16 protein-coding genes are annotated in these 17,283 nt (G+C 64.4%); 8 read left to right on the top strand and 8 right to left on the bottom strand.

Going from position 1 to position 17,283, the window contains the following annotated elements; translation table 11 throughout:
- Positions 1 to 86: 86 nt before the first annotated feature.
- Positions 87 to 887, top strand: coding sequence for an AraC family transcriptional regulator (locus tag ACZXDY_RS20405; protein ID WP_464346721.1), 801 nt, complete (start codon positions 87 to 89; stop codon positions 885 to 887).
- Positions 888 to 993: 106 nt separating this feature from the next.
- Positions 994 to 2,346, top strand: a complete 1,353-nt coding sequence (locus ACZXDY_RS20400) for a malonyl-CoA decarboxylase (RefSeq protein ID WP_028166088.1) — start codon at positions 994 to 996, stop codon at positions 2,344 to 2,346.
- Between the two features lie 1,111 nt (positions 2,347 to 3,457).
- On the opposite strand, the gene ACZXDY_RS20395 is transcribed toward ACZXDY_RS20400, so the two are convergent.
- From ACZXDY_RS20395 to ACZXDY_RS20365, 7 genes are all read right to left on the bottom strand, one after another.
- Entirely contained in the window at positions 3,458 to 4,627 is a 1,170-nt protein-coding gene (locus ACZXDY_RS20395; RefSeq protein WP_464346720.1) for a mandelate racemase/muconate lactonizing enzyme family protein, read from the bottom strand.
- A 137-nt stretch (positions 4,628 to 4,764) separates the two neighbouring features.
- On the bottom strand, positions 4,765 to 5,034 hold the full coding sequence (locus ACZXDY_RS20390; RefSeq protein WP_028166086.1) for a DUF3297 family protein: 270 nt from the start codon (positions 5,032 to 5,034) through the stop codon (positions 4,765 to 4,767).
- A complete protein-coding gene (locus tag ACZXDY_RS20385; RefSeq protein ID WP_130231380.1) occupies positions 5,031 to 5,507 on the bottom strand; it encodes a glutathione peroxidase in 477 nt (158 codons plus the stop codon). The genes ACZXDY_RS20390 and ACZXDY_RS20385 overlap by 4 nt, the downstream gene beginning before the upstream one ends.
- Positions 5,508 to 5,709: 202 nt before the next feature.
- The gene (locus ACZXDY_RS20380; protein ID WP_464346719.1) at positions 5,710 to 7,101 is read right to left on the bottom strand and encodes an amidase family protein; all 1,392 of its coding nucleotides are present in this window, start codon (positions 7,099 to 7,101) and stop codon (positions 5,710 to 5,712) included.
- A gap of 281 nt (positions 7,102 to 7,382) precedes the next feature.
- Complete coding sequence (locus ACZXDY_RS20375; RefSeq protein ID WP_464346718.1) at positions 7,383 to 7,952, bottom strand: c-type cytochrome; 570 nt, start codon at positions 7,950 to 7,952, stop codon at positions 7,383 to 7,385.
- A gap of 145 nt (positions 7,953 to 8,097) precedes the next feature.
- Positions 8,098 to 9,372, bottom strand: a complete 1,275-nt coding sequence (locus ACZXDY_RS20370) for a PQQ-dependent sugar dehydrogenase (RefSeq protein WP_464346717.1) — start codon at positions 9,370 to 9,372, stop codon at positions 8,098 to 8,100.
- A gap of 175 nt (positions 9,373 to 9,547) precedes the next feature.
- The gene (locus ACZXDY_RS20365; RefSeq protein ID WP_028166081.1) at positions 9,548 to 9,808 is read right to left on the bottom strand and encodes a DUF6894 family protein; all 261 of its coding nucleotides are present in this window, start codon (positions 9,806 to 9,808) and stop codon (positions 9,548 to 9,550) included.
- A 380-nt stretch (positions 9,809 to 10,188) separates the two neighbouring features.
- Here ACZXDY_RS20365 and pqqA point away from each other — a divergent pair, with 380 nt between their 5' ends.
- The 6 genes from pqqA to pip all read left to right on the top strand — a co-directional run bounded on the left by pqqA (position 10,189) and on the right by pip (position 14,640).
- Positions 10,189 to 10,269: a pyrroloquinoline quinone precursor peptide PqqA gene (pqqA, locus tag ACZXDY_RS20360; protein ID WP_035635412.1), complete on the top strand. Its 81-nt coding sequence runs from the start codon at positions 10,189 to 10,191 to the stop codon at positions 10,267 to 10,269.
- 151 nt (positions 10,270 to 10,420) lie between these two features.
- Positions 10,421 to 11,350: a pyrroloquinoline quinone biosynthesis protein PqqB gene (pqqB, locus tag ACZXDY_RS20355; RefSeq protein ID WP_464346716.1), complete on the top strand. Its 930-nt coding sequence runs from the start codon at positions 10,421 to 10,423 to the stop codon at positions 11,348 to 11,350.
- A gap of 35 nt (positions 11,351 to 11,385) precedes the next feature.
- Entirely contained in the window at positions 11,386 to 12,141 is a 756-nt protein-coding gene (gene pqqC, locus ACZXDY_RS20350; RefSeq protein ID WP_028166079.1) for a pyrroloquinoline-quinone synthase PqqC, read from the top strand.
- A 12-nt stretch (positions 12,142 to 12,153) separates the two neighbouring features.
- Positions 12,154 to 12,462 carry a pyrroloquinoline quinone biosynthesis peptide chaperone PqqD gene (gene pqqD / locus ACZXDY_RS20345; protein ID WP_464346715.1) on the top strand — a complete coding sequence of 103 codons (309 nt, stop codon included), beginning with the start codon at positions 12,154 to 12,156 and terminating at the stop codon, positions 12,460 to 12,462.
- Positions 12,459 to 13,664, top strand: a complete 1,206-nt coding sequence (gene pqqE, locus ACZXDY_RS20340; RefSeq protein WP_464346714.1) for a pyrroloquinoline quinone biosynthesis protein PqqE — start codon at positions 12,459 to 12,461, stop codon at positions 13,662 to 13,664. Before pqqD ends, pqqE begins: the two co-directional genes overlap by 4 nt.
- Positions 13,654 to 14,640: a prolyl aminopeptidase gene (pip, locus tag ACZXDY_RS20335; protein ID WP_464346713.1), complete on the top strand. Its 987-nt coding sequence runs from the start codon at positions 13,654 to 13,656 to the stop codon at positions 14,638 to 14,640. Before pqqE ends, pip begins: the two co-directional genes overlap by 11 nt.
- Before the next feature lie 28 nt (positions 14,641 to 14,668).
- Here pip and ACZXDY_RS20330 read toward each other — a convergent pair whose 3' ends face one another.
- Positions 14,669 to 16,990: a caspase family protein gene (locus ACZXDY_RS20330; RefSeq protein WP_464346712.1), complete on the bottom strand. Its 2,322-nt coding sequence runs from the start codon at positions 16,988 to 16,990 to the stop codon at positions 14,669 to 14,671.
- Between the last annotated feature and the right edge of the window lie 293 nt (positions 16,991 to 17,283).

Genomic DNA, 17,283 nt, shown 5'->3' with positions numbered 1-17,283 from the left:
TGAGATGTCCCCTTAGATGTCCCTTTGGGGAATCCTCTTGCTTCCGGAACTAGGTTATAGGGAGTTGTCCTGACGGGATGTCGCCAATGACTGTCGCCGAAACGCCAATTGCCGCGATCTTGCGGGGCCAACGCGCCACCGGTGACGGCGTGCATCTGGTCGCGCGTCACTACCGGCGCGGCGTGCGGCTCGACACCCACATCCACCGCGAGTCGCAACTGGTCTACGCCGCCGAGGGCACGATGCAGGTGACGACGCCGAAGGGGCGCTGGCTGGTGCCGCCGGACCGCGCGGTGTGGGTGCCGGCCTTGATGGAGCATTCGATCGACGTGCTCGCCGACATCCAGATGCGGACGCTGTATTTCGAATTGCCGTGGCTGAAGCGCAACGCGCGCGGCAACAGCCTCGGTGCCGAATTCGTGGTGCGGATATCGCCGCTCTTGCATCAGACCATCCTGGCGCTGTTCGACAGACGGGACGATCACGAGCGGACTGCGCTTCTGCTGCAACTGGTCATGCTGGAACTGGACCAGGCCGAGGATTCCGCGACCTTCATTCCGCTGCCGCAGGAACCGCGCTGCCGGCGCGCCGCCAGCATCGTCCTCGCCAATCCAACCGCCCAATATGAAATCGAGACGCTGGCACGCGAGGTCGGCACGTCGGCGCGAACCTTGTCGCGCCTGTTCTCGTCGGAGACGCAGCTCAGTTTCAAGAGCTGGTGCCAGCGCGCCCGCATTGCCGCTGCAATTGAACGACTGTCGACAGAATCTAATGTGTCGATCAAGCAGATCGCCTCAGACCTCGGCTATGCCAGCCTTCCGGCGTTCTCCCATGCGTTCCGCCAGGTGACCGGCAAGACGCCGACGGAATTTGCGGGCAAGGAATGAACGCGAGACTTCATTGGCAAGTCATGACAAAATGGTGTTCTTGAGTATAGTCGGCAGGAACCAAAATCCTATGTAAGCTTCGGTGTAATCGGATTCGATCCCTCCCATGGCCAATGCCTTTTTCTCCGACCTGCTGGCAACGATTTCCGAGCGCGGCCGTACGCTGCTCCGGCGAGGCAATTCGTTGGAAACGAAGCAGGACGCCTCCGAGCTTCTTGAATTGTGCGAGGCGCTGCTCTCGGGCCGTGGCGAAGCCTCCGGCACTGCCATGGCGCGCGAGGTGCTCGACCGCTATCACCATCTCGACGCCGCGGGGCGGCTGGCGTTCTTCCAGACGCTCTCCCGGGATTTCGGCCCTGACCGCGCCAAGCTGATGCAGGCGATCGAGGCCTGGCGCAAGGGTTCCGACGACGGCGAAGCCAGCGATTTGCATTTCGCGTCCGAGCCGCGCCGGCAGGAACTGATCCGCCGGCTCAACCGCGCGCCGGGCGGCACCAGCGAACTGGTGTCGATGCGCGCGGATCTGCTCAACCTGATGAAAGGCAACAAGGACCTGGAGTCGCTCGATCGCGACGTCACCCATCTGCTCTCTTCTTGGTTCAACAGGGGATTTCTCGTGCTGCGCAGGATAGACTGGTCGACGCCGGCCAATATTCTGGAGAAGATCATTCGCTACGAGGCGGTGCATGAGATCCGCGACTGGAACGACTTGCGCCGCCGCATCGATCCCATCGATCGCCGTTGCTACGCGTTCTTCCATCCGGCGCTGAACGACGAGCCGCTGATCTTCGTCGAGGTGGCTCTGACCGAGACGATCCCCGGCGCGATCGCGCCTCTGCTCGCCGAGCAGCGCGAGCCGGTGCCGATCGAGCGCGCCCGCACCGCCGTGTTCTATTCGATCTCCAACACCCAGCGCGGGCTCGGCGGCATCTCCTTCGGCAGTTTCCTGATCAAGCAGGTGGTCGAGGAATTGCGCCGCGAATTGCCGAAGCTCGACACCTTCGTGACGCTGTCGCCGGTGCCGGGCTTCATGCAATGGCTGAGGCAGGCGAGCGACGCGCCGCTCTCCGACGAGGATCGGCTGCTGCTCGAAGGGCTCGGCAAGCCCGACTGGTTCGACATTGCCGAACTGGCCGCGCAGCTCCGCACCGTGCTGGAGCCGCTCGCCGCCTATTATTTCCTGAAAGCGCGAACGCCGAAGGGACGGCTGATCGATTCGGTGGCGCGCTTCCACCTCGGCAACGGCGCGCGGCTGGAGCGCATCAATTGGCTCGGCGATCTCTCGCCGAAAGGCTTGCGCGAATCCGCCGGCATCATGGTCAATTATCTCTATCGCCTCGACGATATCGAGAAGAACCACGAAGCCTACGCCAACAACGGCGAGGTGATCGCCTCCAGCGCCGTGAAGAAGCTGCTCAAGGGCGAAGGCCGCCGGCTGCTCGAGATGCGGCTGTCGTGACGGGCGAAGCATTAGCGCCGTAGGATGGGTAGAGCGCAGCGAAACCCATCGCGATCGAGCAAGCCGCGCGAATGACGGGTTTCGCTTCGCTCGACCCATCCTACGATTCTCTCACACCTCGCACCGTTGTCGTCCCCGCCTAGGGCGCAATTGCGCCCGGGAGCGGGGACCCATAACCACAGGGAGGTGTTGTGGCGCGAGCAAGCGGTGGTAGCGGAGCACGTCACATCTCCTGTGGTTATGGATCCCGGGTCCCGGCTACGCCCAAGGGCTTCGCCGCGGCGCGCAAGCCCGGGACGACGTGGGGAGAGTCGTGATTCAAATTTCAAACAGCGATGAGGATGCGCGCTCGCATTCTCGCGGCGCTTTGCGTCCGAGCTTTGCATCTCGTTCCACCCTCTCATCGAACAGAGGGCGCAGGGAAAGCCGGGTGCTGGTTGCACCCGTGGGCCCCGTGCAACAAAAAGCACGGGGGTAGGACCACAGGTTCAACCGAAGCATTCCGGCTTTCCCTGCGCGATGGTGTTACGGCTTCCTTCGCGCTCTCCCCGGTGACCGGGCTTTCTTGCCACCGTCGTCCGCGGCAGCTCTTGCTGCTCGCGTACTTAGCGCCAGCGTCGGGGCGCCAGGACCACACGACTTCGCCGTCCACGGATAGCTGCGCTCGTCGTTCACAGCACCCGCGTCCACCGCATCTCACCGCAACGTTCGTGACGATCGCGAGCCGCCCCTCATTCGGGTGAGACGCGCGGAGTTAAATCACTGATTTGCCCGACGGCGGAAGCGGAATGTTTTTTGCGCGAGGGCTGGACAGAGCAAATCACGTTGATCGGCTTAAGGAAAATCGCGCGAATGATACGACGCCGTCATGCCCGGGCTTGACCCGGGCATCCACGTCCTTCCACGCGCCCGCGACAACGTGAATGGCCGGGTCAAGCCCGGCCATGACGGAGGAAAGGATTGCGCGATGCGTCCCCCCGTCATTCCGGGGCGATGCGAAGCATCGAGCCCGGAATCCATCGAGCCACATACGCGGGCGGAGAAATGGATTCCGGGCCCGCGCTGCGCGTGCCCCGGAACGACGGCGGAGATTCAATGGCGCGAGCGTGGCTTACTCCGCGAGCGCTTTCATCTCCTCGTAGAGATCGCTCTTGCCCTCGAATCCGATGCCGGGAAGATCGGGCATGGTGATGTGGCCATTCTCGACGCGCACGCCGTCGGGGAAGCCGCCATAGGGCTGGAACAGATCGGGGTAGCTCTCATTGCCGCCGAGGCCGAGGCCGGCGGCGATGTTCAGCGACATCTGGTGGCCGCCATGCGGGATGCAGCGGCTTGGCGACCAGCCGTGGGTCTTCAGCACCTGCAGCGTGCGCTGATATTCGCAGAGGCCGTAGGACAGCGCGCAGTCGAACTGCAGCCAGTCGCGGTCCGGCCGCATGCCGCCATAACGAACGAGGTTGCGCGCATCCTGATGGCTGAACAGGTTCTCGCCGGTCGCCATCGGCGCCGGATAGAATTCCGCGAGCGCGGCCTGCAGCGCGAAGTCGAGGGGATCGCCGGCTTCCTCGTACCAGAACAGCGGATACTCCCGCAGCATTTTGGCATAGGCGATCGCAGTCTCCAGATCGAAACGGCCATTGGCGTCGACCGCAAGCTGCGCGTCCTTGCCGATCTCCTTCAGCACCGCCTCGATCCGCTCGCGGTCCTCGGTTAGAGGCGCGCCGCCGATCTTCATCTTCACGACATTGTAGCCGCGGTCGAGATAGCCGCGCATCTCCGCGCGCAGCGCGGAGAGATCCTTGCCGGGATAGTAATAGCCGCCGGCGGCATAGACGAAGACGCGCGGATTGGCCTTGAGGCCATGCCGCTCGGCGAGCAGCCGGAACAGCGGCTTGTTCGCGATCTTCGCAACCGCGTCCCACACCGCCATGTCGATGGTGCCGACCGCCACCGAGCGCTCGCCGTGGCCGCCGGGCTTCTCGTTCGACATCATGGTCGACCAGACCTTGTCCGGATCGAGATTGTCGCCGCTCGCATCAAGCAGCGTCTTCGGATCGGCCTCGAGCAGCCGCGGCGCAAAGCGCTCGCGGATCAGGCCGCCCTGCCCGTAGCGACCGTTGGAGTTGAAGCCGTAGCCGACCACGCGCTTGCCGTCGCGCACGACGTCGGTGACGACGGCAACCAGGCTCGTCGTCATCTTGCTGAAATCGATATAGGCGTTGCGGATCGGCGAGGCGATCGGCTTTGTCACTTCGCGAACGTCGATGATGCGGACGGACATGTGTGTTTGGCCTTTGGGTTTTGCGTCATGCCCGGGCTTGTCCCGGGCATCCACGCCCTTCCGTTATCGCGAACAAAGAACGTGGATGGCCGGGACAAGCCCGGCCATGACGGAGTGAACTACTTGCGCTTCAGATGTTACGACTTCGGCTTATCGCGGAAATACGGCTCGACCGGGCCGTGGACCTTGATGGTCAGCGGATTTCCATAGCGGTCCTTGGCGTTGCCGGCGGTGACGCGCACCCAGCCTTCGCTGACGCAATACTCCTCGACATTGGTCTTTTCGACGCCCTTGAAGCGGATGCCGACGTCGCGCGCCAGGATATCCGCATTGTAATACGGGCTATTCGGATCGACCGACAGGCGGTCCGGCAGCTCGTCGTGGGTGGTTTCGTTGTTCTCGCTCATAGCAGGGCCTCGATTGCAGTCTTCAGTCCTTCGGGCCGCGCGGTGGGCGCATGGCGCGCCACCACCCCGCCCGATCGGTCGACCAGGAATTTGGTGAAATTCCATTTGATCGACGGGCCGAGCAGGCCCGATTTCTCGTTCTTCAAGTAGTTGTACAACGGATGCGCATTCGCGCCATTCACCTCGATCTTGGCGAACATCGGGAACGTCACCGCGTAGTTGGTTTCGCAGAACTCCGCGATCTGTTTTTCATCGCCCGGTTCCTGCGCGCCGAACTGGTTACAGGGAAAGCCGAGCACGGAAAAGCCGCGCGGCGAGAGCCCCAGATAGAGCTCCTGCAGACCCTTGTATTGCGGCGTGAAGCCGCACGCGCTGGCGGTGTTGACGATGAGCAGCACCTGCCCCTCGAACCGCTTCAGGGGCACTTCATCTCCGACCAGCGAGCGGGCCGTGAAATCATAGACGCTTGGCATTGGCTTTACCTCGCCCCCCTTGCGGGGAGAGGTCGAAATTCAAGCAGCGCTTGAATTTCGGGTGAGGGGGAGCCTCCACGAGTACAACTGTCACCGTGATCGCGGAGAAAGCCCCTCACCCCGACCCTCTCCCCGTAAGAACGGGGAGAGGGAGAAGCGCCGTCATCAGTTCGACCTAAGATCGTCATGTTCGATTCTTCGCTCAGCCTGCAGGATCAATGGCCGCGGACGGCGTGCCGCCGGCTTCGATTGCCTCGCCCGCGGCAAGGCAGAGATCCTCGCGGTAGCGGCCCGAGACCAGTTGCACGCCGACGGGAATGCGGCCGACCAATCCTGTACTCACGACCAGCCCAGGCAGGCCCATGAAGGGAATGGCGATCTGCGGCAGTTGCGCGTGCCAGACCCGGGCAAAGGAGGCATCGTCCTTGCAGTCGAGCTGATCGGGGAACGGCAATTCGCCGGAGACCGGCATCAGCAGCACCGCGTATTGCTCGAAGAACGCCAGCCATTCGCGCGTCAATGTCGCCCGGCGCGTCAGCGCCTTCGAAAGATCGAATGGATGCACCTTGGCGCGGTTGCCGCGCAGGCAGGTCAGCGCGCCGGGATCGCCCTCGCGCTCGGCAGCGGCGAGCTGCGCCTCATAGCCATCGCCGAGCCAGAGTTTTGTCTGAAGGTCGGCGGCTTCGCGCAGCGGCGGCGTTGCCGTGATCTCCTCGACGGTCCAGCCGGCACGCTCCAGCCGCTTGCCGGCGTCCGCCACCGCAGCCTTCACCTCGGCGACCGGATTGAGACCGTCGGGATCGAGGCACATCGCGACGCGCTTCGGCACGGAAGGTCCCTCCAGCGGCACCGGCATCCACCAGGGATCTCTGATATCACGGGCCGACATCGCCGCGAGCGCGATGCGCAGGTCGCCAACGGTGCGCGCCAGCGGTCCCGAGACCGCGCTGATCTGCGGGCCGATCGGCCGCTCCGGCAGCGCCGCGTTAAAGGCGGGGATGCGACCCATGGTAGGCCGCAGGCCATGCACGCCGCAGGCATAGGCCGGATAGCGGATCGAGCCCGCGATATCGGTGCCATGCGCGATATGCCCGATGCCGGCCGCCACCGCCGACCCCGCGCCGCCGGACGAGCCGCCTGGCGTAAGGTTCGGATCGCGGGGGTTCTTGGTGTCGCCATGGATCAGGTTGGTGGTGAACCAGCGATAGGAGAAGGCCGGGCAGTTGGTGCGGCCGAGCAGGACGGCGCCCGCCTTGCGCAAATTCTCCACCACGGGATTGTCGGCCTTCGCGATCACGTCGCGCTGCAGCGTCAAGCCGTTGGTGGTGGCAAACCCTTCCTGGTCGACATTGACCTTGATCGTGACAGGGACGCCGCCGAGCGCGCCGACCTCCTCGCCGCGGCCGATCGCGGCATCGATGGCGTCCGCCTGCGCCAGCACGTCCGCAGGTCTGTGGTCGACCACGGCATTGAGCCTGGGATTGACCGCGTCGAGCCGCGCCAGGGCGGCGGTCGCCGCCTCCCTCGCCGAAACCTTTTTCGATTTGATCAGGCCGGCCAGATCCGCGGCCGACAGGCGCCAAAGTTCTTCCATTGCCGACTCCGTTGCGACGGGCGTGTTTTAGCGTCGTGGGGCGGACGTGGCCAGCGCAAGGAATGGACAATTATTCCTAAGCAAGTAAACCGGGCTGCAGCCGCGTGGACGGTGCCCACCTCTCCCAAAGGGAGAGGTCGGCGCCTAGCGCCGGGTGAGGGGTTTCGGTCTCTCATGGATACCGGCGCCCCCTCACCCGATTTGCTGCGCAAATCGACCTCTTCCCGCTGGGGAGAGGTAGACCGCGGCCACATCGAGTCAGACAAGAGCTATTCGGCGTGTCAGCGGTAGTGGGCGATGTAATACGCCAGGTCGGCGATCTGCTCTTTCGTCACAGGCTGCATCACGTCGGCCATGGTGCCGTCATAGCCGTGGCGGGTGTTGTCCTTGTATTCGCTGAGCGTCTTGTTCAGATAGTCTTCACGCTGGTTGGCGATGCGCGGGACGTTGTCGTTGCCGGAAAAATCCGGCCTGTGGCAGTTGTTGCAGAGATATTGATGCGCGAGCGCCTGGCCGCGCGCCATGCGCGCGGAGTCGCCGGCCTCGGCGGGCGATGCCGGCTTCGGCAGGGTGGCGATGAAATCGGAAAAGGCGCGGAGGTCGTCGTCGGACAGATTCTTCGCCATCTCGTTCATGGTGTCGAACGCGCGCAGCTTCTCGCGGAACATGAAGAGCTGGATCAGCACGTAAGCCGCTTGCTGGGCGCCGAGCGAAGGCGTGTTCTCGGTCTCCGACGTGCCGAGCTCGCCATGGCAGGCAAGACAGGGCGCGGCGCGCTCCTGAATGGTCTCAGCGCTGGCGGCGAAGGTGATGGATGCGAGGGCGAGCGCGGCAACTATTTTTTTGTACATCGATCTTTCCTGGCGCTCGTCATTGCGAGGAGCGAAGCGACGAAGCAATCCACTTCGCCACTTGCGGAGGCATGGATTGCTTCCGCCTTCGCTCTTTGAGCTACGGCGGACAAGTCGCTTCGCTTGCAATGACGGAGAGTACGACCTACTGCCCCGCGACCTTCTGCTTCTCGTAGCTGATGCGGTAGACGGCGCCGTTCCAATCGTCGGAGACGAGCAGCGAACCGTCCTTCAACTGCATCACGTCGACGGGACGGCCGACATATTTGTTATCCTCGAGGAAGCCGGTGAGGAACGGCTCGACCGACTTCACCTTGCCGTCCTTGTCGAGCTTGACCACGACGACATCGCCACCCTCCTTCTTCGACTTGTTCCAGGAGCCGTGGCGCGCGACGAAGATCGCGTTCTTGTACGTCTTCGGGAACATGTTGCCGGTGTAGAAGCGCATGCCGAGCGAAGCGGTGTGCGGGCCCATCAGGCCGACCGGCGGGGTATAGTCGCTGCAGGATTTGCCCCAGCCGAGCTCCTGGTCGATGATGTTGCCCTGGTAGCAGAACGGCGCGCCGAAATCCTCGCCGGCCTTGGTCACGCGGTTGAGCTCATCCTCCGGCACCGTCTCGGACAGCCAGTCGCGGCCGTTGTCGGTGAAGTAGAGGTGCTTGGTCTCCGGATTCCAGTCGAAGCCGACCGTGTTGCGCACGCCGACCGCATAGACTTCCGCCCCCGAGCCATCGAGATTGATGCGCCGGATCTGGCCATGCGCATCGTCATGCAGGACGTTGTTGCCGGGCTGGCCGACCGGGACATAGAGTTTGTTGTCCGGGCCGATGGCGATGAACTTCCAGCCATGGGCCTCGTCCTTGGGCAGATTGTCATAGATCACCGTCGGCTTCGGCGGACTGTCGATGACATCGTCGATCTTCTCGATCTTGGAGACCTTCGAGAGCTCCGCGATGTAGAGCGTGCCGTCCTTGAAGGCGACGCCGTTCGGGCGATAGAGGCCGGAGGCGATCACCTTCACCTGGCGTTTGCCGTCCTTGTTGACGATGGCATAGACCTTGTCGACGAGGCGGCTGCCGACAAACACCGTACCCTTGTCGCTCTGCGCCAACGACCGTGCATTTGCCATGCCGGCGGCGTAGACCTCGACGTTGAAGCCGGCCGGCACCTTCAGCTTGGCGAGCGGCAATTTGTCGGGCGCGGCCGCCAGCGGCGGCGGCGCGACCGGGGCAAGCTTGGCGGCCGCCTCGTTCTCCGGACGCCCGATCAGGGGCGAGCCCGGGGGCAGCGGCTGCGCTGCAGCGGGTGCCGCGCCGGCGGCGGGCGGACTGGCGGGCTGCTGGGCATGGGCGGCAAGCGTGAATGCGCCGAAGAAAGCGCCGGCCAGGACAAGGCTGCGCGGCGTGGTCAGATTGTTCATCGCTGTGGTTCTCCCCAGATGCGAAAGCCTGTTGGTCCTCGCATGTGCAGCATCCTGCGCATGCCGGCATGGCTTCCTGAGTGGCAGTTTCCGACATTCGTCCACGGATGCAATCCGGAACATGGTCGGAATCGAGGCGGGGGAGCGATCTAGCGCAGAACGACCGCGCAGACCTTCAATGTTTCGTGACCGAGCCCGTATCCGGCGGACCGATGATCGCCTCCGAGAATGGAAATTCGAGCACGATATCGCCCTCGTCGTCGGTCACTTCGATGACGGCATTCAACAGTGTGGCGTCGGCGCCTTCGGTCCGCAGCAGTTCCCGAATCATGGCGCGCGCCATCTCCCAGGCGCGATCGGGATCCCGCAGGATTTCGCCCTCGGGGTCGGAGATCAGCTCATCGCCGATACGGGTGTTGAAGAAATAGCGCGGCATCGGCGGCAGACACTCCGGTTGAGACCCCCTGCGATGGGACCTCCGTGAAACTCAGAATCGCCATTGATCGCAATGCGAACAACAACGAAACGTATGATTTGACTTGCGGCTCTCGCACAACTGCGTGAATTCCCAGAACATGATCCGGAAAAGTGGAAACCGGCCTTCCCTCGCGACAAACGCGAAGCGTTTGCGCGGAGATCATGATCAAACAAAGAGATGAGATCATGATCTGATTCCGTCTAATCTGGTCATGATCCAGTGCGGCGCAGCATGACTGATGCAGCGCAGCACGTCAAAATTTAACTGGCGAACTTTTTCGCCTGCATTACTTTGTTGCCCGGGACGAAATACGCCCGGATCATAAACAGGAGAACCTGATGGCCTGGAAAGCACCAAAGATCGTCGAAGTGTCCGTCGGCATGGAAATCAACATGTATATGTGCGCAACCCGCAAGTAAGCGGGCGCGACGATCTTAGCCTTAATTTACGTTGCTGGACTTGCGGGCGTCCGACCTTCCCAAAGGGAATGTGTGTTGACGCCCGGGTCCGCTTTGTTGTGTCCCTGGCTCGTTTGTTCCTACGCGTCAGGTCTTCGCCAGGAGACGGATCATGCTTCGCGTCGTCGTCCTGGGCGCGGCGGCCGGCGGTGGTGTTCCGCAGTGGAACTGCGGCTGCCCGGTTTGCACCACGGCAAGAAGCGAGGCGGCGGACCTGCAGAGTACCCAGGCTTCGATCGCGGTCAGCGCCGACGGCGCGCACTGGTTCCTGATCAACGCCTCGCCCGACCTGCGCCAGCAAGTGACCGCAACGCCGCAATTGCACCCAAAGCGCGGCGAGCTTCGCCATAGTCCGATCGCCGGCGTCATCCTCACCAATGGCGAGATCGACGCCATTGCGGGACTATTGTCGATGCGCGAAGGCTCGCCCTTTACGATCTACGCGCACCAGCGGGTGCTGGCGATCCTGAAGTCCAACAGCGTGTTCGACGTGCTCAGCGAGAAGAACGTGAAGCGCCAGCCGATCGCGGTGGACCAGGCGTTCGAAGCCGCTTTGCCCGACGGCTCGGCTTCCGGCCTCGAAGTGCTGCCGTTCGAGGTTCCCGGCAAGGGCGCGTGGTATCTTGAGGGCAAGGCACATCCGGCCGGCAATGACGGCGCAGGCGACACGCTGGGCCTGCGCATTGCGGAAAAGGCCAGCGGCAAATATTTCTACTTTCTCGCCGCCTGCGCGCGCGTGACCGATGATCTTAAATCTCGGCTTGCAGGAGCGCCGCTGGTGTTCTTCGATGGCACGGTGTGGCGCGACGACGAATTGATCGCGGCGGGACTCGGCAACAAGACCGGTCAGGGGATGGGACATATTTCGATGTCAGGCAGTCACGGCGCGATCGAGAGCCTCGCAGGGCTTGCCATCGGCCGAAAACTGTTCCTGCATATCAACAACTCCAACCCGGCCCTGTTGAAGGACGCTCCCGAGCGGAAGATGGCCGAGCGGGCCGGCTGGCAGATCCCTGCCGATGGAACGGAGATAGAGCTTTGAATGCACCTTTACCCCAAGGACCTTCACTCCAAGCGATGACCGCCTATTCGATCGGCAAGGGCGTGTCGCTCGATAGCGCCGCGGAGCTGGAAGCCGTGCTGCGCCATATCGGCGCGACGCGCTATCACAACCTGCATCCATTCCATAAACTGTTGCACGGCGGCAAATTGAACAAGGGCCAGGTGCAGGCCTGGGCGCTGAACCGCTACTATTACCAGAGCACGATCCCGATCAAGGACGCGGTCGTGATCTCGCGCTTCCGCGACCGCATGACCCGCATCGAGTGGCGCCATCGCATCGAGGATCATGACGGTGATGTCGACAGCGAAGGCGGGATCGAGCGCTGGCTGAAGCTGACCGAAGGCCTCGGCCTCGACAGTGCCTATGTCGAATCGACCGAAGGCATCCTGCCGGCGACGCGCTTTGCGGTGGAAGCCTATGTGCATTTCTGCCGCGACCGTACGCCGCTGGAGGCGATCGCCTCCTCGCTGACGGAGTTGTTTGCGCCGAACCTGCACGAAGAGCGCATCTCGGGGATGCTGCAGCACTACAACTTCGTCAATCCTGATATCATGAGCTACTTCAAACGCCGCCTGCAGCAGGCGCCGCGCGATGCCGGCTTTGCGCTCGACTATGTCAAGAAGCACGCCACGACACAGGCGGAGCGCGAGGCGGTCTGCAATGCGCTGATCTTCAAGACCAACGTGCTGTGGGTGCAGCTCGATGCGCTCTATCATGCCTATGTCGACGGCCACATCCCGCCCGGCGCTTTCGTGCCGACGGCGAGCTAGAGGAATTCTTCGATGGCGGGCCGCAACTTCAACGTCAGCGAGACAAGCCGGCCGAAATTGCCGCGGCATGCCAAGCTGAAGTTCGACGAGACACGGCAGGTCTGGGTGATCCTGGCGCCGGAACGCGTGCTGGCGCCGGATGAGATCGCGGTCGAAGTGCTGCAGCTCTGCGACGGCGAGCGCAGCGTCGCCGACATGGTCGATCAGCTCGCGGCGAAATACGCCGCACCGCGCGAGGCGATCGCGACCGATGTGATCGCGATGCTGCAGGATCTGGCGGACAAGGGTTTTCTGAGCGAAGCACGGGAGAAGACGCCATGAGCGACATTCTCACCGACGGCAAGACAACGGCCGCGCCGAATGACGGGCTGGCGGTGCTGGAGCAGCACCGCTCGACGGCGACGAGCTATGGCATTCCGCTGGCGGTGCTCGCAGAGCTGACGCATCGCTGCCCGCTGCAATGCCCCTATTGCTCCAACCCGGTCGAGCTCGACCGTGCCGGCAGCGAGCTCACCACGGCGGAATGGAAGAAGGTGATGACCGAGCTCGTCGAGCTCGGCGTGCTGCAGATCCATTTCTCCGGCGGCGAGCCGACCGCGCGCAAGGATCTCGTCGAACTGGTGCAGCATGCTAATGACGTCGGGCTCTACACTAACCTGATTACGTCGGCGGTGCTGCTGACGAAAGAAAAGCTGGCGGCGCTCGCCGATGCCGGCCTCTGCCACGTGCAGATCAGCTTCCAGGGCAACGAGCCTGTTGTCGCCGACCGCGTTGCGGGGTTGAAGAATTCGCACGAGAAGAAGATCCAGGCCGCCAAATGGACGCGCGAGCTCGACCTGCCGCTCACCGTCAATGCGGTGATGCACCGCCAGAACCTGCACCAGCTTTCCGACATCATCCAGATGGCCGTCGATCTCGACGCCGACCGGCTCGAGGTCGCCAACGTGCAGTATTACGGCTGGGCGCTGAAGAACCGCGCCGCCTTGATGCCGACGATTGAACAGATCGAGGAGACCAGCCGCATCGTCGAGGAGGCGCAGGCGCGGCTGAAGGGCGTGCTCGCAATCGACTATGTGGTGCCGGACTATTACGCGCTGCGGCCGAAGAAGTGCATGGGCGGCTGGGGCCGGCAGTTCTTCAACATCTCGCCGGCCGGCAAGGTGCTGCCGTGCCATGCCGCCGAAAGCATCACCGGGCTCCAGTTCGAATCCGTGCGCTCGAACCATTCGATCGCCTGGATCTGGCAGAACTCGGAAGCCTTCAACCGCTATCGCGGCACCGGTTGGATGCCCGAGCCGTGCAAATCCTGCGAATTCCGCGAGATCGACTACGGGGGCTGCCGCTGCCAGGCCTTTGCGCTGACCGGCGATGCCGGCAACACCGATCCGGCCTGCACGCTGTCGCCGATGCACGAGAAGATCTTCAAGCTCGCGGAGACCGAGGCGGCCGGTGGCAACAACCGCTTCCTCTATCGCAATTTCGCCGGCGGCACGCTGGAGACGGAAGGCGACCATGGCGCCTGACGCCGAGGCGGGCAAAGCATCGCGCCGCACGGATCCCTTCGCGCCAGTGACGTCCGAATTCTTAGGTGTCGGCGACGACCACGAGATCTATGTCGAGAGCGTCGGCCGCGAGGGCGGCGTGCCTGCGGTCTATCTGCATGGCGGCCCCGGCAGCGGCTGCCAGCCGGATCACCGTCGCCTGTTCGATCCCGAGCGTTTTCACGCGGTGCTGTTCGACCAGCGCGGCGCCGGACGCAGCCGCCCCAAAGGAAAGCGCGAGGCCAACACGCTGCCGCTTTTGATCGCGGACATGGAGGCGATCCGGCAGAAATTCGGTTTCGAGCGCTGGCTGGTGGTCGGCGGCTCCTGGGGCGCGACGCTCGCGCTGGCCTATGCGCAGGCGTATCCCGATCGCGTCAGCGGCTTGGTGCTGCGCGCGACATTCCTTGGCACGCGCCCCGAATTGGAAGTCGCCTTCCTCGACACGCTGCCGCGCTTCTATCCCGCGCTGTCGGCGGACTTCCTGAGCGTTCTGCCGGCCGAAGAACGCGAGCAACCACTCGAGGCCTATTGGCGCCGCATCCTCGATGCCGACGCGGCGGTGCACGGCCCGGCCGCGCGCGCCTGGCATGACACCGAGCACATCCTCTCCGTCCACGCGCCCAGCCGGACACGGCTTGATCCCGCCTCGCTGAACTCGTCGCGCGCCTTGCCCGCGACGCCGATCATGGAGGCGCATTACTTCGCCAATGACTGCTTCATGGCGCCCGACCAATTGATGAACGACGCCGGCAAGCTTGCAGGAATTCCCGGCATCCTGGTGCAGGGCCGCTACGATCTGCTGTGTCCGCCGGCAACCTCGTTTGCGCTGGCCGCACGCTGGCCGAGGGGCGAAATCCGCATCGTCGAAGGCGCCGGGCACATCCTGTACGACCCCGGCGTCCGCGATGCCGTGATGAGGGCAATCTCCGACCTCGCCTCGCGCAAGCGGGATTGATATCGCCGAGGCCCGCGCTTCACACCGGTCAATGCTGAGGGCACCCGCCAGGCGGGCAGGCAGCTCCGCCGCGCCCCGCCGGCGCAGCGGCCCGCGCCGGCGGTGGCGCACGCTGCACCTGATGCATCTGCGGCGGCGGTGATGCGACCCGCGGCGGCGCGGCCGGGTGTGGCGGTGGCGCCGCGACGCGCGGAGCAGGAGCTGGCGGCGGTGCGACCGCGGCACGCGCGGGCGGCGGCGTCCGCGCTGCTGCCGGCGGCGGTGTCCGCGCCGCTGCCGGCGGCGGTGACGGGCGATGTGCGGCAGCCGGCGGAGCGACGGAAGGCGTCGGCCTTGCCAATGCGGTTGCCGCAGGCGCGTGGCGCGACGGCGGCGCGCCAGCGGCCCTCGGAACATCCGCCGGCCGTGCGGCCGACGGGCGCTGTGCGGGCGCTGCCCGGTTGAGTTTCGTGTCGGTCGGCGCAGCGGCCGCGTTCGGCGAAGCTCCCGGCCTGATCGCGTTCGGCTGCGCGGCCGTGGCAGGTGCCGTCGCGGTCTGCGGCGAAGGCCGCCCCTTGGTCCCAGCCGGCGCATTGGCGCCAGCCGCGTTGGGAGCTGTGCCGGGCGGCGACGTCAGTCTCGACGCCTTGGTGCCCGCATCAGGTTGCGCGGCGGTCGCGGGCGGCGGCGCCTGCGGCAATGGCTGCCTTCCGGCGCCTGGCAATGCATTCGCGCCGGGAGTGTTGGGTGCCGCACCCGGCGTGGCTTGTGTCGGCGCACGCGGCGCAAACTTGGTACCCAGCGCCGACTGACCGGCGCCCTGCGGCGATGGCTGGACCAGATTGGCCCGCTGCGCCGCGGCCGGCGGCAGCGATGGCGCTATCGCCGGTCGAGCTGCGCCACCACTGAACTTCGTTCCGAGCGCGCCGAGCTGCGCCGGAGTTGGGTTCGGATTGTTGATGACGTTGTTGATGATCGTCGTGTTGTGGATGTTGGCGAACACGATGTTGTTCGGCGGCGGCGCAACATAGATCGGCGGCCGGACAAAGACCGGGATCGGCACGAACAGCGGAACGGGCAGCACGTACACATCCACCGGAGGCGGCGGTGGCGCCAGCACCACGAAATCCGGCGGCGGTGGCGGCAGGAAGAACACCGGCGGCGGCGGTGGCGGCGCAAAGGCGTACACCGGATCGTCGAAGTAGAGCACCGGCCGGTCGTCCACATACGTCAGCTCGTCGGGCGGCGGCGGCCCAACGTCGTAGTCGATCGGCGCAAAGGACGGCGGCGGCTCCAGCGCCGCCGAAAGGATTGTAAGACGCCGCCGCGCATCGGCCGCATGAGGGCCGCGCGGATAGCGATGGAGATAGGACCAATAGGCATCAGGCGAATCGGTGCGATAGCTCCGACCCCAGGTGATCGCCTCGCGGCGCGCGGCAACGATCGCCCTCACCCGCTTGGCGAGCGGATCATTCGGAAACGCCTGCAGGAAGTCTTCGTAGCCCTGCAGCGTGTCGCGCTCCAGCGCGGCCGCGTAGGCGTCCTTGGCGTCGAAGTCGCGGATCGGCTTGTCGCGGGCGCTGGCATCGACCTGGGTCGGCGGCGCGTCCTGCTGCCGTTCGAAGAACATGAAGGGCGTGTCGATCTTCTGCGCGTTCCACGGAATCTGCGCGCCCTTGGTCATCTCGCTGACGCGCAGGCGGACGCGGTCGAACAGTTCAGGCAGCGGCAGGCCGCCAGCGCGAATCATCTCCGCGAGCGCCTGCGCGTAGGCGCCGTAAGGCGGCTGTCCCTCGGGCGCGATCGTGCCGGGTGCGGCATTGAACGCCACCAGCATCTTCGCGTCGGGCTCGACCAGCGCGAGGCCGCCGGCGAGCGGCTGCCCCTCCTTGGCGAAGGAATTCGCACGCGCGCCGTCGAGAACGATGATGTTGGCCTTCACCGGCAGCGCCGAGAGCTGGCGCATGTAGTCCGACAGCCGCAGGCCTTCGACCGGCACGTCGATGTCGCGGGCGATCTTCGCATCGACCGGAATGAAATAATTCTCACCCGTAAGCTGCACGCCATAGCCGGCGAGATAGACAAAGGCGACCGTGTTCGGTCCCGCCTCCTGCACCTTCTGCACGAACTCACGGAACGACTTCCGCAGCGTCTCGCCGTCGAGGTCGCGCGCACCGACGACGTCAAAGCCCGCGGCCTGCAGCGTCTGCGCCACGAGACCCGCATCGTTGGCCGCCGTCGGCAGCGCGCCGGACGCGTAGGCGCCATTGCCGATCACCAGCGCGAGCCGCTTCTCCTGCTCTTGCGCCTGTGCGGGCAGCGCGATCGATGACACCAGGCCGATGAACAATGCGAGCAGAATGCGCGTCATGATCGTATCCCCTATCGGATGCCAATCGATTGGATTCCTCGACGGGTGAACCACCGCTGAACAGAAATTACGCCAATTATGGCAATCCTTGGCCTCCCCTGTACGTTCCACTGGCTTTTCGTCGCGGCCCAATTCGACGGTCAGTGAATGGAACCGTGGCTAGGTCGCCTGCACTTGAAGCCGCCAGCGCCCAGTATGATTCCAGCCCTCGGGTTAGGATTTCGGAGCCGGCGCATTTTCATGCAGACAAAAACCGCCTTGATCTAACTCAAGCGTTCTTGCGCCTGATCAGG

It is taken from the genome of Bradyrhizobium sp. LeoB3, from assembly GCF_055456055.1.
The sequence above is the reverse complement of the archived record's forward strand: the minus strand, read 5'-3'. Positions and strand labels throughout refer to the sequence as shown.

Coding starts and splice junctions, on each gene's coding strand:
- ACZXDY_RS20380 (WP_464346719.1), bottom strand. CDS start 7,101: ATGGAAGAACTTTGGCGCCTGTCGGCCGCGGATCTGGCCGGCCTGATC.
- ACZXDY_RS20370 (WP_464346717.1), bottom strand. CDS start 9,372: ATGAACAATCTGACCACGCCGCGCAGCCTTGTCCTGGCCGGCGCTTTC.
- ACZXDY_RS20405 (WP_464346721.1), top strand. CDS start 87: ATGACTGTCGCCGAAACGCCAATTGCCGCGATCTTGCGGGGCCAACGC.
- ACZXDY_RS20400 (WP_028166088.1), top strand. CDS start 994: ATGGCCAATGCCTTTTTCTCCGACCTGCTGGCAACGATTTCCGAGCGC.
- ACZXDY_RS20365 (WP_028166081.1), bottom strand. CDS start 9,808: ATGCCGCGCTATTTCTTCAACACCCGTATCGGCGATGAGCTGATCTCC.
- pip (WP_464346713.1), top strand. CDS start 13,654: ATGGCGCCTGACGCCGAGGCGGGCAAAGCATCGCGCCGCACGGATCCC.
- pqqC (WP_028166079.1), top strand. CDS start 11,386: ATGACCGCCTATTCGATCGGCAAGGGCGTGTCGCTCGATAGCGCCGCG.
- ACZXDY_RS20330 (WP_464346712.1), bottom strand. CDS start 16,990: ATGACGCGCATTCTGCTCGCATTGTTCATCGGCCTGGTGTCATCGATC.
- pqqA (WP_035635412.1), top strand. CDS start 10,189: ATGGCCTGGAAAGCACCAAAGATCGTCGAAGTGTCCGTCGGCATGGAA.
- ACZXDY_RS20395 (WP_464346720.1), bottom strand. CDS start 4,627: ATGTCCGTCCGCATCATCGACGTTCGCGAAGTGACAAAGCCGATCGCC.
- pqqD (WP_464346715.1), top strand. CDS start 12,154: ATGGCGGGCCGCAACTTCAACGTCAGCGAGACAAGCCGGCCGAAATTG.
- ACZXDY_RS20385 (WP_130231380.1), bottom strand. CDS start 5,507: ATGCCAAGCGTCTATGATTTCACGGCCCGCTCGCTGGTCGGAGATGAA.
- pqqE (WP_464346714.1), top strand. CDS start 12,459: ATGAGCGACATTCTCACCGACGGCAAGACAACGGCCGCGCCGAATGAC.
- ACZXDY_RS20390 (WP_028166086.1), bottom strand. CDS start 5,034: ATGAGCGAGAACAACGAAACCACCCACGACGAGCTGCCGGACCGCCTG.
- ACZXDY_RS20375 (WP_464346718.1), bottom strand. CDS start 7,952: ATGTACAAAAAAATAGTTGCCGCGCTCGCCCTCGCATCCATCACCTTC.
- pqqB (WP_464346716.1), top strand. CDS start 10,421: ATGCTTCGCGTCGTCGTCCTGGGCGCGGCGGCCGGCGGTGGTGTTCCG.